The 12,865-nt window shown below is 74.4% G+C and carries 15 protein-coding genes; 5 read left to right on the top strand and 10 right to left on the bottom strand.

Annotated features, from left to right (window positions below; genetic code table 11):
• A complete protein-coding gene (locus tag IPM45_01135) occupies nt 1-738 on the top strand; it encodes a hypothetical protein (protein ID MBK9178173.1) in 738 nt (245 codons plus the stop codon).
• A gap of 16 nt (nt 739-754) precedes the next feature.
• Here the strand turns inward: IPM45_01135 and typA are convergent, their stop codons facing one another.
• Nucleotides 755-2,593 carry a translational GTPase TypA gene (typA, locus tag IPM45_01130; protein ID MBK9178172.1) on the bottom strand — a complete coding sequence of 613 codons (1,839 nt, stop codon included), beginning with the start codon at nt 2,591-2,593 and terminating at the stop codon, nt 755-757.
• A 4-nt stretch (nt 2,594-2,597) separates the two neighbouring features.
• The gene (locus IPM45_01125; GenBank protein MBK9178171.1) at nt 2,598-2,810 is read right to left on the bottom strand and encodes a hypothetical protein; all 213 of its coding nucleotides are present in this window, start codon (nt 2,808-2,810) and stop codon (nt 2,598-2,600) included.
• An 89-nt stretch (nt 2,811-2,899) separates the two neighbouring features.
• Between IPM45_01125 and IPM45_01120 the strand changes: the two genes are divergently transcribed.
• Nucleotides 2,900-4,438 carry a DUF3459 domain-containing protein gene (locus tag IPM45_01120; GenBank protein MBK9178170.1) on the top strand — a complete coding sequence of 513 codons (1,539 nt, stop codon included), beginning with the start codon at nt 2,900-2,902 and terminating at the stop codon, nt 4,436-4,438.
• A gap of 5 nt (nt 4,439-4,443) precedes the next feature.
• On the opposite strand, the gene IPM45_01115 is transcribed toward IPM45_01120, so the two are convergent.
• The 5 genes from IPM45_01115 to IPM45_01095 all read right to left on the bottom strand — a co-directional run bounded on the left by IPM45_01115 (nt 4,444) and on the right by IPM45_01095 (nt 8,030).
• Nucleotides 4,444-5,616, bottom strand: coding sequence for an HRDC domain-containing protein (locus tag IPM45_01115; GenBank protein MBK9178169.1), 1,173 nt, complete (start codon nt 5,614-5,616; stop codon nt 4,444-4,446).
• A 79-nt stretch (nt 5,617-5,695) separates the two neighbouring features.
• Nucleotides 5,696-6,253, bottom strand: coding sequence for a molybdenum cofactor guanylyltransferase (locus IPM45_01110; protein MBK9178168.1), 558 nt, complete (start codon nt 6,251-6,253; stop codon nt 5,696-5,698).
• Between the two features lie 103 nt (nt 6,254-6,356).
• Entirely contained in the window at nt 6,357-6,800 is a 444-nt protein-coding gene (locus IPM45_01105) for a DUF3151 family protein (protein MBK9178167.1), read from the bottom strand.
• 10 nt (nt 6,801-6,810) lie between these two features.
• Nucleotides 6,811-7,635: an alpha/beta hydrolase gene (locus tag IPM45_01100; GenBank protein MBK9178166.1), complete on the bottom strand. Its 825-nt coding sequence runs from the start codon at nt 7,633-7,635 to the stop codon at nt 6,811-6,813.
• Between the two features lie 5 nt (nt 7,636-7,640).
• On the bottom strand, nt 7,641-8,030 hold the full coding sequence (locus IPM45_01095; GenBank protein ID MBK9178165.1) for a VOC family protein: 390 nt from the start codon (nt 8,028-8,030) through the stop codon (nt 7,641-7,643).
• Nucleotides 8,031-8,092: 62 nt separating this feature from the next.
• Here IPM45_01095 and IPM45_01090 point away from each other — a divergent pair, with 62 nt between their 5' ends.
• Both IPM45_01090 and IPM45_01085 read left to right on the top strand, forming a co-directional pair.
• Nucleotides 8,093-8,722: a histidine phosphatase family protein gene (locus IPM45_01090; protein MBK9178164.1), complete on the top strand. Its 630-nt coding sequence runs from the start codon at nt 8,093-8,095 to the stop codon at nt 8,720-8,722.
• Nucleotides 8,719-9,360 carry a DUF2889 domain-containing protein gene (locus IPM45_01085; GenBank protein ID MBK9178163.1) on the top strand — a complete coding sequence of 214 codons (642 nt, stop codon included), beginning with the start codon at nt 8,719-8,721 and terminating at the stop codon, nt 9,358-9,360. Before IPM45_01090 ends, IPM45_01085 begins: the two co-directional genes overlap by 4 nt.
• A 94-nt stretch (nt 9,361-9,454) precedes the next feature.
• On the opposite strand, the gene IPM45_01080 is transcribed toward IPM45_01085, so the two are convergent.
• Nucleotides 9,455-10,663, bottom strand: a complete 1,209-nt coding sequence (locus tag IPM45_01080; GenBank protein MBK9178162.1) for an acyl-CoA dehydrogenase family protein — start codon at nt 10,661-10,663, stop codon at nt 9,455-9,457.
• A gap of 130 nt (nt 10,664-10,793) precedes the next feature.
• Here IPM45_01080 and IPM45_01075 point away from each other — a divergent pair, with 130 nt between their 5' ends.
• Complete coding sequence (locus IPM45_01075; protein MBK9178161.1) at nt 10,794-11,444, top strand: DUF4214 domain-containing protein; 651 nt, start codon at nt 10,794-10,796, stop codon at nt 11,442-11,444.
• 10 nt (nt 11,445-11,454) lie between these two features.
• On the opposite strand, the gene IPM45_01070 is transcribed toward IPM45_01075, so the two are convergent.
• Both IPM45_01070 and IPM45_01065 read right to left on the bottom strand, forming a co-directional pair.
• On the bottom strand, nt 11,455-12,033 hold the full coding sequence (locus IPM45_01070) for a flavin reductase (GenBank protein ID MBK9178160.1): 579 nt from the start codon (nt 12,031-12,033) through the stop codon (nt 11,455-11,457).
• A gap of 11 nt (nt 12,034-12,044) precedes the next feature.
• Complete coding sequence (locus IPM45_01065; protein ID MBK9178159.1) at nt 12,045-12,851, bottom strand: transglutaminase family protein; 807 nt, start codon at nt 12,849-12,851, stop codon at nt 12,045-12,047.
• Nucleotides 12,852-12,865 lie beyond the last annotated feature (14 nt).

Below are 12,865 nucleotides of genomic sequence, written 5' to 3'. Positions count from 1 at the left end.
GTGCGCGACACCGAGCCTCGCGACCTGCACGAGTGGGTCTCCTTCGACGACCCCCACGAGGCCCGCACGTGGGTGTTCGACCTCACGTTCCTCGCCAGCAGCTGGACGTGCGTCTTCGGCGCGGGCTGCCCGGGGGTCCTCACCGGGCCGGCTCCCGAGCTCGAGCACGGGTGCTGCTCGTACGGCGCCCACTTCACCGACGACGCCGACCACGACCGGGTGGCGGCCGCGGCCGCCACGCTCACCCCCGACCTCTGGCAGCTCCAGCACGTGGCCCGCCGGCGCGACGGCTTCGCCAGGCGCCGCAAGGACGGCTCGTGGCGCACCCGGCTGGTCGACGACGCCTGCATCTTCCTCAACCGGCCGGGGTTCCCGGGGGGCGCAGGGTGTGCGCTGCATCGCGCCGCGCTGGAGCGGGGCCTCCCCCCGCTCGACCTGAAGCCCGACGTGTGCTGGCAGCTCCCGCTCCGCCGGGTCGACAGCGTGGACGAGCTGGGCCACGTCACCTCGACCATCCGGGAGTGGAAGCGCCGCGACTGGGGCGAGGGCGGCGATCACTTCCACTGGTGGTGCACCGACGCGCCGGACGCGTTCGTGGGGCACCACCCGGTGTACGTCACCATGCGGGACGAGCTCGTGGCCATGGTCGGCGACGAGGTCTACGCCCTGCTCGCCGGCCATCTGGGCCCGCGGTCGCGGCGCGCCCGCCTGCTCCCCCACCCGGCCACGCGGGGCTGACCGCAGCGCCGGTGGGTCAACGCTTGGCGGCTCGCCGGCGGTCCTGCTCGCGGAGCAGGCGCTTGCGGATGCGCACCGCGCCGGGGGTGATCTCGACCAGCTCGTCGTCGGCAAGCCACTCGATGGCCGTCTCGATGGTGTGCACCCTGGGCGGGGCCAGCTTGACGCCCTCGTCGTGGGAGTGGGTGCGGATGTTGCTCTTCTCCTTCTCGCGCACGGCGTTCACCACCATGTCGCCGGCGCGGCTGCACTCGCCGACCACCATGCCCTCGTAGACGACGTCGCCCGGGCCCACGAACAGCTCGCCCCGGAGCTGGAGGTTGTCGAGCGCGTGGGGGGTGCACGTGCCGGCCCGGTCGGCGAGCATGGCGCCGTTCACGCGCGCCGGCAGGTCGCCGGCCCACGGCACCCACCCGGCGGCGTGCTGGTGGATCAGGCACGTGCCGCGCGTGGCCGTGAGCAGCTGGGACCGGAAGCCGAGCAGGCCGCGCGCCGGGGCCTCGGCCGTGACGATCGTGCGGCCGGTGTCGCCGGGGCGGAGATCGGTGACACGGCCCCTACGGGGAGCCAGGGCCTGGGTGACCGTGCCGACGTGCTCCTCGGGGACGTCCACGACGACGCGCTCCAGGGGCTCGTGGCGGTGCCCCTCGATCTCCTTGGTGATGACCTCGGGCCGGCTCACCTGGAGCTCGTAGCCCTCGCGCCGCATCGACTCGATCAGCACGGCCAGCTGCAGCTCGCCCCGGCCGGCCACCTCGATCACGTCGGGGGACTCGGTGTCGGCGATGCGGATGGCGACGTTGCCGAGCACCTCCCGCTCGAGCCGCTCGCGCAGGTGGCGTGAGGTGAGGTAGGTGCCCTGCTGGCCGGACAGCGGGGAGGTGCTGACCCCGAACGTCATGCGGAGCACGGGCTCGTCGACGGTGAGGCGCGGCAGGGGCGTCGGGTCGACCGGATCGGCCAGCGTGTCGCCGATCTCCACCTCGGGGAACCCGGCGATCACGAACAGCTCCCCGGCCGGCGCCTCCTCCGCCTCCGTCCGATCGAGACCCTCGAAGCCCAGCAGCTGGGTCAGCTTGCGGCGCAGCGGCGGCTGGCCCTCGTCCTCCTCGCAGAGAGCGATCTGCTCGCCCCGGCGGAGGGTGCCCTGGACCACCCGCCCGATGGCGAGCCGGCCCAGGTAGTCGGAGGCGTCGAGGTTCGTCACCAGGGCCTGGAGCGGGGCCGAGGGGTCACCGCTCGGCGCGGGCACGGCGTCGAGCACGGCGTCGAGCAGGGGTCCCAGGTCGGCGTCGGCGGCCGGCATCCCGACCCCGGCCACGGCCCGCCCCTCCCGGGCCACGGCCGACACGACCGGGAACTCGATGTCGTCCTCGCTGGCGCCCAGGTCGAAGAACAGCTCGTAGATCTCGTCCACGACCTCGGCCGGTCGGGCGTCGGCCCGATCGACCTTGTTGAGCACCACCACCGCCGGGATGCCCCGGGCCAGCGCCTTGGACAGCACGTAGCGGGTCTGGGGCAGCGGTCCCTCGGCCGCGTCGACGAGCAGCAGGACCCCGTCGACCATGGTGAGGGCCCGCTCGACCTCGCCGCCGAAGTCGGCGTGGCCCGGCGTGTCGACCAGGTTGATCTTCACGCCCCGCCAGCGCACCGACGCGGCCTTGGCGAGGATCGTGATGCCCCGCTCGCGCTCCTGGTCGTCGGAGTCCATCACCCGGTCGGGCATCGTCTGGTGGGAGCGCACCGCCCCGGTGGCGCGCAGGATGGCGTCGACCAGCGTCGTCTTGCCGTGGTCGACGTGGGCGACGAGCGCCACGTTGCGGAGCGCAGGAAGCGGGTGGGAGGGGCCGGCCAGCCGGTCAGCGGTCGTCGTCGTCCTCGAGCTCGGCGTCGGCGTCCTCTTCGGCCAGGCACCACGACGCGTGCGACTCGCCCGGCTCGGCTCCGCACTCGGCACAGGGCTCCGTGGACACACGGCGCTCACCCTCGTCGTCGAGGACGAGGTCGAGCGACTCGTGGCTGCGCTTCAGGGCGCGTGCCTCCTCGAAGCGCCGGTGTCGACCCTTCTTCACCAGAAGACTCCCTGGACGGGGACGGTTGACCGTTGAGTCTACCGCTCCACCGGGCCGGACCCGTGGAGCCCCGCGTCTAGCATCCCTCGGTGCCCGAGCCCTGGTGGAAGTCGGCGGTCGTCTACCAGATCTACCCGCGGTCGTTCGCCGACAGCGACGGGGACGGCGTCGGCGACCTGGAGGGGCTCCGCTCCCACCTCGACCACCTCGTGTGGCTTGGCGTCGACGCGCTGTGGCTCTCGCCCGTCTACCCGAGCCCCATGGCCGACTTCGGCTACGACGTGGCCGACCACTGCGACATCGACCCGGTGTTCGGCACCCTCGCCGGCTTCGACCGGCTCCTCGACGAGGCCCACCAGCGGGGGCTCCGGGTGCTGCTCGACTGGGTGCCGAACCACACGTCCGACCGCCACCCGTGGTTCGTCGAGGCCCGCTCCTCCCCGACCAGCGCGCGCCGCGACTGGTACGTGTGGCGCGACCCGGCGCCGGACGGCTCGGTGCCCAACAACTGGGTGGCCGCGTTCATGGACGGCGCGCCGGCGTGGACCCTCGACGAGGCGTCGGGCCAGTACTACCTGCACCTGTTCCTGCCCCAGCAGCCCGACCTGGACTGGTCGAACCCGCAGGTCGTGGCGGCGATGCACGACACGCTGCGGTTCTGGCTCGACCGTGGCGTCGACGGCTTCCGGGCCGACGTGATCCACGCCATCGGCAAGGACCCGGCGCTGGCCGACGACCCCCCGGAGCTCATCCCCATCCCGCACTCGGCGCTCAACGACGACCCGGCCACCCACCGCCTGCTGCGCGACCTCCGGTCCCTGCTCGACTCGTACCCCGGCGACCGGGTGATGGTGGGCGAGGTCTACCTGCTGTCGACGGAGCTGGTCGCCACGTACTACGGCCGCGGCGACGAGCTCCACCTGGCCTTCAACTTCCCGCCCCTCTACGCGCCGTGGGACGCCGCGGCCTGGCGGATCCGCATCGACGAGGTCGTCAGCGAGCTCGACCCGCGGGATGCCTGGCCCACGTGGGTCCTCTCCAACCACGACAACCGACGCCATCGCACGCGGTACGGCTCCGAGCCCCGGGCCCGCGCCGCAGCGGTGCTGCTGCTCACGCTGCGGGGCACCCCGTTCCTGTACGCCGGTGAGGAGCTGGGGCTGGAGGACGCCGTCGTCCCGCCCGGGCGCGAGGTGGATCCCGGGGGCCGCGACGGGTGCCGGGCCCCCATCCCCTGGACCGGTGACCCCGGCCACGGCTGGCCCGGCCCAGCCGAACCGTGGCTGCCCTGGTCGCCCGACCCCGACCATCGCAACGTGGCCGACCTCCGCGCCGACCCGGCGTCGATCCTGCACCTCTACCGGCGGCTCCTGGCCGCCCGCCGGGGCTCTCGGGCGCTCCGCCTCGGCGCCTTCGCCCACGTCGACGCCCCGGACGGGGTGCTGGCGTACCGGCGGGAGGCGCCCGGCGACGAGCGGGTGGTGGTCGTGAACTTCGCCGGGGAGGACCGACCGGTCGCGCTCGCGGGGAGCTGGACGGTCGAGGTGGCAAGCGACGGCACCGGTGAGGGCGCGGCCTACCGGGGCGCCGTGGGGCCCGACCAGGCGGTGGTGCTGCGGCCCGGCTGAGCCGGTCAGCCCTGGAGCGGGCGGGCCGAGCGGGCCTCCAGCACGAGGTTGCCCCGGCCGTCGAAGGCGAGCGCGGCCTCGCCGCGCACCAGCTTGCGCACCGCCTCGCCCGCCAGCTCGGCGCGCCAGCCGTGGGTGAGCCGCCCCGAGGGCGGATCCCCGAGCAGCTCGACCAGGTCGCTGCGGGTGGCCAGGAGGGCGGTGTCGAGCTCGGCGTCGCGGGCCAGCTGGCTCACCCAGGCCGAGACCAGGGTGACCGCAGGGCGCAGGTGGCGAGGGAGATCCTCGCCCCTCGACTCCTGCACCTGGTCGGCCGGCAGGCGGAGCCCCTCGGCGACCGCGGCCAGCAGCTCCTCGCCCACCGGACCCCGCGTGTGGCGACCATCGAGGCCCCGCACCTGCTGGAGCTCGGCGAGGGTCCGGGGCGGGCGTTGGGCGATGCTCACCAGCGCCAGGTCGGGCAGCACCTGACGCACGGGCTGGTCGAGCCGGGCGGCCCGCCGCTCCCGCCACGCCGCCACCGCCTGGGCCACCCCCCTGCTCGTGCCCCGCAGGTGCCGGTGCTCCTTCAGCCGGAGCCAGGCCTCCTCGGGCACGGCACCGCCGACGGGGCGGAGCCGCAGCTCGTCGCACTCGTCCAGCGCCCATCCGAGGCGGCCCCGCTCCTCGAGGCGCTCCACCAGGCGCCGGTGGAGGGCGAGGAGGTGGGCGACGTCGGACGCGGCGTAGGCGCGCTGGTCGGCGGTGAGGGGCCGGCGCAGCCAGTCGGTGAGCCGATCGCCCTTGGGCACCTTGACCCCGAGCTCGCCCGACAGCAGGGCCACCAGCGACGGGGTGCCGTAGCCCACGAAGCCGGCGGCCACCTGGGTGTCGAACAGGTGCGTCGGCACCGTGCCGCACGCCCGGTCGAGCACCTCGAGGTCCTGCCCGGCGGCGTGCATCACCGCGGTGCCGGAGCCGTCGAGCAACCGGCCGAGTGGGGCCAGGTCGACGGCCAACGCGTCCACCAGGGCGACGCCCCGGGGGCCGGCCAGCTGCACCAGCGCCACCTTCGGGAAGTAGGTGCGCTCGCGGTGGAACTCGGTGTCGACGGCGTAGGCGGGCTCGCCGAGCAGCGACTCGACCACCTCGGCCAGCTGCTCCGGCCGGTCGACCCAGCGATGCTCGGTGCCGCTCACCCCGGCACCCGGCCGCTCCGCGGCCCGCTGTCGCTGCTCACCTCGTGGACCTGCACGGCTCCCTCCCGGGGGCAGGAGGCTACGGCAGGTCGTCGGGCCGGTTCACGTTCCGGAGCCACCCCGGGTCCGACAGGGACACCCGGCGGACCGCGAGCCCCGCCAGGGCACGGCGAGGCGCGCGCTCGCCGGCTGCGAAGGCCCGCTCGAGCACCGGGCCGCAACGGCGCCGGTACGCGGCGTGGAGCGGCTCGAGCCGGCCGCGGAGCTCGGGCACCGCGGCGTCGTCGGCCGACCCCAGGGCGGCGACCACCTCTCGGATCCCGGCCGCGTCGACCATCGCCAGGTCGCAGGCCAGAACCACGACCGGGTCGTGGGCGGCCACCCGGAGGGCCGTCAGGATCCCGCCCAGCGGCCCCTCCCCGGGATGGTCGTCGGGGAGCGCGGCCAGGCCGAGCCCCTCCAGCGCGCCCAGGTCGCCGCCCACGGCGAGCACCTCGGCCGCGCCGGCGCCGGCCAGGGCTCGACCGGCCAGCACGGCCATGGGCACGCCCCGCACCGCCAGCAACCCCTTGTCGGCACCCATCCGCGAGCTCCGCCCGCCGGTGAGCACCACCCCGGAGAAGGGCGCCGGGCTCACCCCCGCTCGCACGTGCCACGGCGCCGCGGTTCTCCGTCCCGATCGGCCCGCACAGCGGTCCGTCCCGGACGGGAGACGCGGGATGCCGATCCCCGTGCGGGCGTCACGGGGCGTCGCCGCGCCCGTCGGGGTCGAGCTGGCCCAGGAAGGTGGCGCACCGCTCCTCCTCGTCGCGCTCGCCGATGGCGGCGGCCGCCCGCCGCAGACCGTCGAGGGAGCGCAGGAAGCCGCGGTTCTCCTCGTGCCGCCACCGCACGTAGCCCGACCCGCGCCAGCCGCTGGCCCGCAACCGGTCGAGCCCGCGGTGGTAGCCCACACGGAAGCACGCGTAGCACTCGACGTCGTCCCGTCCGAGCTCGCCCAGGCGCGCCCACCCGTCGAGGAACCGGGGCCAGCGCGCGACCACGGCCGCCACCGCGGCCCGGCGCTCGGCGGCGGGCGCCGCCATGGCGTCGGCCAGCGCGGCCAGCACCTCGGGCGGCTCGGGGTCGAGCACGGTCTCGGGCGGGCCCTCCGACGAGAGGGTGACGGGTCGTTGATCGGCCATGGCCGCAAGCCTACGGAGACGCCCGGCCGGGCCCGTCGACAGGGAGCAGCTGCTGCACGAGGTGCGCCAGCGCGGCGGCGTGCGTGAGGTGAGCGCCGTGGTGCGCCCCCGCCACCTCCACCACCCGCCCGTCGGCCACGTGCTCGGCGATCCAGGTCACGCCCTGGCGGTGGTGCCCGCGCCCCTCGGAACCGCAGGCGGCGATGACCGGGCAGGCCACGTCGGCCGGGTCGAACGGCGCCGGGCCCTGCCGCAGGAAGCGCAGCTCGGCGACCAGGGCGGCCCCCTCCGACCGGCGCTCGGCGCGGGTCCGAGCCGGCAGGCGCTCCCAGCGCTCGTCGCCGATCATCCTCCGGAGGAACCGCTCGGCCGCCTCCTCGGGCCGGGCCGCTGCGGCGAGCACGGTCGCTCCTGCGGTCCCCTCCGGGTACCACGGGAGCCAGGACAGCGGGGGTTCGAACACGACCACGCCGGTGACGAGCTCGGGCGCCCTGGCCGCGGCGGCGAGGGCGATCACCCCGCCGTAGCTGTGCCCCAGCACCACGGCCTGCCGACCGTCGAGCACCGCCACCAGGTCGTCGACGTGGTCGTCGAACCGCCCGGCCGGGCGAGCCCGGCGCGACCGGGCGTAGCCGCGCCGGTCGTAGCGCACGACCGTGCACGCGGCCAGGTGGCGGGCGACCCGCGCCATGCCGGCCGATCGGTCCATGGAGCCGTGCACCAGCACGACGAGGGGCGAGCCCGGTGGTCCGTCGTGGACGACGACGTGCAGGTCCTCGGGCGGGGGTGCCGGTGCCGCCGCGTCGCCACGACCCTCGCCCGCTCGGGACGGCACGCCGGTCAGACCCGCCGCCGCAGGGGATGGTCGTCCGGCACCTGGACCAGCACGAGGCGGTTGCCGGCCGGGTCGGCGACCCAGCCCTCGCGGAGGCCCCACGGCCTGGTCGCCGGCGGCTCGAGCACCTCCACGCCGGCTGCGGCCAGCCGCCCGACCTCGGCGTCGACGTCGGGCACCTGCAGCCAGAGGGTGACGGGGCCCGGCGTGGCCAGCGCGGTGGAGCCCCGGCCGATCTCGAGGAAGCCGCCGCCGAGGAAGAACACCACCCCGGTGACCCTGCCCTCGGCCCCGAACTCGCGGTAGATCCGCAGACCCACCACGTCGCGGTAGAAGCCCACGAGCCCGTCGACGTCGGCCGGGTGGATCAGGACCCGGCTGGAGAGCACCTCCACGGCGGCCACCCTACGCGGGGACTCCGGCGGGCGGGCCGAGCGGGCCCCGTATGCTCCGGCCGATGGAGCTGCTCCTCATCCGCCACGCCCTGCCGATCAGGGTCGAGCACGACGAGGGTGGTCCGCCCGCCGACCCCGAGCTGAGCGAGGTCGGCCGCGACCAGGCCCTCCACCTGGCCGCCTGGCTGCGCGACGAGCGCATCGACGCCGTCTTCTCCAGCCCCATGCAGCGCGCCCGGGAGACGGCGGCGCCGCTGGCGGCGGCCCACGGCCTGGAGGTCGTGGTCGACGACGAGCTGGCGGAGTACGACCGCAACGCCCACTTCTACGTGCCGGTCGAGGAGCTGAAGGCCACCGGCGACCCGCGCTGGAAGGAGGTGCTGGAGGGCACCTGGACCGACGGCGAGGTCGACCCGGCCACCTTCCGCGCCGTGGTGGTGGAGGCGGTCGAGCGGGTGATCGAGGCCAACCCGTCGCGTCGCGTGGCGGTGGTGTGCCACGGCGGGGTGATCAACGCCTACGTGGCCCACGTCCTCGACCTGGGCGATCGCTTCGAGACGGGCTTCTTCTATCCCGTGTACACGAGCATCAGCCGGGTGATGGCGGCCCGGTCGGGCGAGCGGAGCGTGGCGTCGTTGAACGAGACGGCCCATCTGCGGGGCACGGGCCTCCACACGGGGATGGTCCCGTGACCGACGACGCCGACGGGCCGGTCCACCGTCGCACCTACGAGGTCGACGCCTTCGACGAGGGAGACGGGCGGGTCCGCCTGCGCGGCCACCTGCGCGACGTGCGCCCCCGTGGGCTGATCCCCGGCGACCCCGACCCTCTCGTGATCCACGACATGACCGTCGACCTCGTCGTCGACCTGGCCACCTTCGCGATCGTCGAGGCCGTGCCGGTGATGGACGTCCGGCCGAACCTCGAGTGCGACGCCATCCTCCCCCGGTACGACCGGCTGGTCGGCCTGTCGATCGCCCGCGGCTTCACGCACCGGGTGCGCGAGCTGTTCGGCGGTCCGCGCGGGTGCAGCCACGTCACGGCGCTCCTGCAGGCCATGGCGCCGGTGGCCGTCCAGTCGGCCTACACGCTCTCGTGGGGCTCCGACGACGGGCCGGGCGAGGCGCGCCTTGCCGACCCGGCCGAGCGGCGCGAGCGGGCCCGCGAGCGCTTCGAGCGCAACCGCAACACCTGTCACGTGTTCGCGGACGACGGCCCGATGGACGCCAGGGCCGCACGGGGCGACCCCTACGAGCCCCCGATCTGGGCCGCGGAGCGCCTGCGCCGGCTGGGCCGCGACCCCGAGGACTGGATCGAGTTCCTGCGCTGACCCCAGCCGCTCGCGTTCTGTGCACGGCAGGGTTCGGTTTCCGACCGATCCGGTGCACAGAACGGCGAGCCCGAGCGGGCTCGGCCGGCTGGGACTAGTTGCGCGGCACCTTGGTCCAGGGCAGCTCCTTGTCGACCCGCACGTCGCCCGGCAGGCCCAGCACGCGCTCGCCGAGGATGTTGCGCATGATCTCGGAGGTGCCGCCCTCGATGGAGTTGGCACGCGAGCGCAGGAACGCCTTCTGGAGGCTGTCGGCACCCATGGCCGTCTCCGGCCGCAGCATCTCGTAGCTCGAGTAGAGCATCCCGTCGGCACCGAGCAGGTCCATGCAGAGCTCGTAGATCCTCTTGTTGAGCTCGGCGAAGTGGAGCTTGCCGGTGGATCCCTCGGGCCCCGGCACGCCCTTCTGGCGGTTCTGCGAGGCCCGCAGGTTGGTGAGCCGCGACACCTCGGCCTCGCTCCACAGCTGCATGAGCCGGTCGAGGGTGGTCTCGTCCTTGCGCTCGGGCGGCAGGTCCTGCCAGAGCCTCACCGCCGCGGCGATGGGCCCCGAGCCCCTGGGCATCACCGTGCCGCCGATCGACACCCGCTCGTTCATCAGGGTCGTGAGCGACACCCGCCAGCCCTCGCCCACCTCGCCGAGGCGCTCGGCATCGGGGATGCGGACGTCGGTGAAGTAGACCTCGTTGAACTCGGCCTCGCCGGTCATCTGGCGGAGCGGCCGCACCTCCACGCCAGGGGCGTGCATGTCGACGACGAAGTACGTGAGGCCCTTGTGCTTGGGCTGCTCCGGGTCGGTGCGGGCGACGAGCATGCCCCACCGCGACAGATGGGCCAGCGTGGTCCACACCTTCTGGCCGTTGACGACCCACTCGTCACCGTCGCGCACGGCGCGCGACGACAGGCTGGCCACGTCGGAGCCGGCACCGGGCTCGCTGAACAGCTGGCACCAGATCTCCTCGCCCGTGAACAGCGGGCGCAGGTAGCGGCGCTTCTGCTCCTCGGAGCCGTGGGTGACCACGGTGGGGGCACCCATGCCGTGACCGATGGGGTTCCGGTAGTACGGGTTCGGCCCCCCGGCGGCGAAGACCCGTTCGTTGATCGTGCGCTGGAGCTTGGGGCTCAGCCCGAGGCCGCCCGAGCCCTCGGGGAAGTGCACCCACGCCAGCCCGAGATCGAACTGGGCACCGAGGAAGGTCGCCGAGTCGGTGCTCGTCGGCGGGTGCCCCGCCAGCAGCTCGTCGACGAGCTCGACGACGCGCTGCTCGTCGGCGCCGATCGTGACGTCGGTGACGGCAGTCATCAGAGTCCACCCCCCAAGAGACGGTCGGCGGATCCTACCCGAGCGCCGTGCCGGGCCGTTCGGCCCTTCCGCCTCGCCCGGCGCAGTGGCACCCTCGAGGGGCAGGTACCTGCGCGAAAGGGGCACCGAGATGCGACGCACGATCGCCGCGGCCGTCGCCGTGGCCACCCTCCTCGTCGGGCCGGCCGTGACGGGCGCGGCCGCGGCCCCGTCCGGCCCTCGCTCGGCGCCGCCCACTGCCAAGTACTGCGCGCCCGACGAGGGCTCCGTCGCCCGCCTCTACCAGGCCTTCTTCTTCCGGGCCCCGGACTGGGACGGGTTCTGGTACTGGATGGGCGTGTACGACCGCGGCGTGCCGCTGGGTCAGATCGCCGACGGGTTCACGTACTCCGCCGAGTTCCTAAGCACCTACGGAGGCCTGTCGAACGAGGACTTCGTGTGGCTCGTGTACCTGAACGTGCTGGGCCGCGACCCCGACCCCGGCGGCTACGGCTACTGGGTCGACCAGCTGTACCGGGGCCTGCCCTGGGGCTGGATGATGGTGGAGTTCTCGGAGTCGCCCGAGTTCGTCGGCTTCGCCGGGCCGTGCCCGGGCATCGACACCGGGTGGTCGCTGGGTGACCTCATGGACGCGTGCGCGTACGGCGACATGCTCGCCTGCGACTACGTCTACTGGGTGACGCCCAGTGGCAGCGAGGCCGAGTACTACGGGATGACCTGCGGCTACCGCGTCGACCCCGATGCGGGCTACTGCGTGTACCGCTTCGGTCGGTGGTGGTGACCGGGACGGCTCACCCCTCGTCGGCGGGCTCGGGCCCGGCGGCCTCGTAGCCGGCGGCCTCCAGCCGGGCCAGCAGCCGGTCGCGCACCGAGTCACCCGGTTCGCGGGCCTTCTCGCCGGTGACCCGCCAGCCGAGGCGTGACGAGTACAGGAGGGGCGGCTCGCCCAGCCTCCCCTCGCCCACCCCGACGACGCGAGCGAAGAAGAGCTCGTGGTCGATCATGGGCTTGCGGTCGAACACCTCGCAGGCCAGCCAGGCGATGCAGCCCGGGACCACCGGGAGGCCGTCGACCAGCTCGAGCCACTCCGAGGCCACGTGGTGGAAGCGGCGCCCCGGGTACGAGAAGTACTGGCCGACGTCCACCTGGTCGCCCGCCAGGATCGACACCGCGAACCGCCCGGAGGCCTCGATGAGGGGGAACGTGTCGTGCCTCGGGGACACCGAGGCCATCACCACCGGCTCGGCGAAGGCGACCTGGCACACCCAGTGCGAGCAGTAGGCGCGCACCACCCCGCCGTGGGCGGCCCCCACGACCTGGACGCCCTTCATCATCTGTCCCAGGCAGCGCTTGGTTCGCGGGTCGATCACTCCGGTCCTCCTCAGTTGAGCCGGGCCCGCAGGCGGCTCGCCTCGCCGAGGAGCTCGTCGGGCCGCAGCCCCTGGCGACCGGCGTCGGCCGCGGAGGCCACGTCGACGACGAGGACCTCGAGCTGCTCGGCGGCCTCGTCGAAGCGACCGAGCGCGGCCAGCACCCGGGCGAGCAGCTGGCGGTCGGCCGGCGCCGCTCCCGGCATGCGGACGGCGAGCCCGAGCACCCAGGCGAGGGAGCGCCGGTCGCCGGCGCGCAGGTAGATGCTCTTGAGGTTGGCGAGCAGGCGGACGAGGATCGCGCGGCGCCCGATGGGCTCGAGGAACGCCTCGTCGAACTCGGCGTCGGGGCCCAGGACGTCGTGGAAGCGGGCCCGGCACTGGCGTCGGGTGAGCTGGCGGCCACCATCGAAGGCGTCGACGAACACCTCGGGGTCCCAGGTGCGCAGCAGGAAGTGCCCGGGCATCCCCACCCCTGCGAGGGGCACGCCGATCCGGCGCCCCACCTCCATCGTGAGCAGCGACAGCGACAGGGGGATCCCGGTGCGCCGATCGAGGATCTCGTCGAGGAACGAGTTCCTCGGGTCGTAGTAGTCGGCCCGGTTGCCGTGGAACCCCTGCTCCACGAACAGGTGGCGGACGAGGGCGTCGAGCGTGGGCGCCCAGCAGGCGCCGGCGAGGTCGTCGATGCGGGCCAGCTGGGCGGGCACGTCGAGGCCCGGGCGGAGGTGGCTCGCCACCAGGAGCGCCGCCTCGTCCAGCGGGAGGGCCGCCTCGGGCCCCTGCACCAGCTCGCTGAAGCGGGCCACGGGGTCCACGACCGCCACGGTAG

The sequence above is a fragment of the Acidimicrobiales bacterium genome (assembly GCA_016716005.1).
GTDB lineage: Bacteria > Actinomycetota > Acidimicrobiia > Acidimicrobiales > JADJXE01 > JADJXE01.
Note: the sequence above shows the minus strand (reverse complement) of the source record. Positions and strands in the feature narration are given on the sequence as shown.

Excerpts from the sequence above, each read along its gene's own strand:
- IPM45_01075 (MBK9178161.1), top strand. The coding sequence starts at position 10,794 with ATGCGACGCACGATCGCCGCGGCCGTCGCCGTGGCCACCCTCCTCGTC.
- IPM45_01080 (MBK9178162.1), bottom strand. The coding sequence starts at position 10,663 with ATGACTGCCGTCACCGACGTCACGATCGGCGCCGACGAGCAGCGCGTC.
- IPM45_01090 (MBK9178164.1), top strand. The coding sequence starts at position 8,093 with ATGGAGCTGCTCCTCATCCGCCACGCCCTGCCGATCAGGGTCGAGCAC.
- IPM45_01105 (MBK9178167.1), bottom strand. The coding sequence starts at position 6,800 with ATGGCCGATCAACGACCCGTCACCCTCTCGTCGGAGGGCCCGCCCGAG.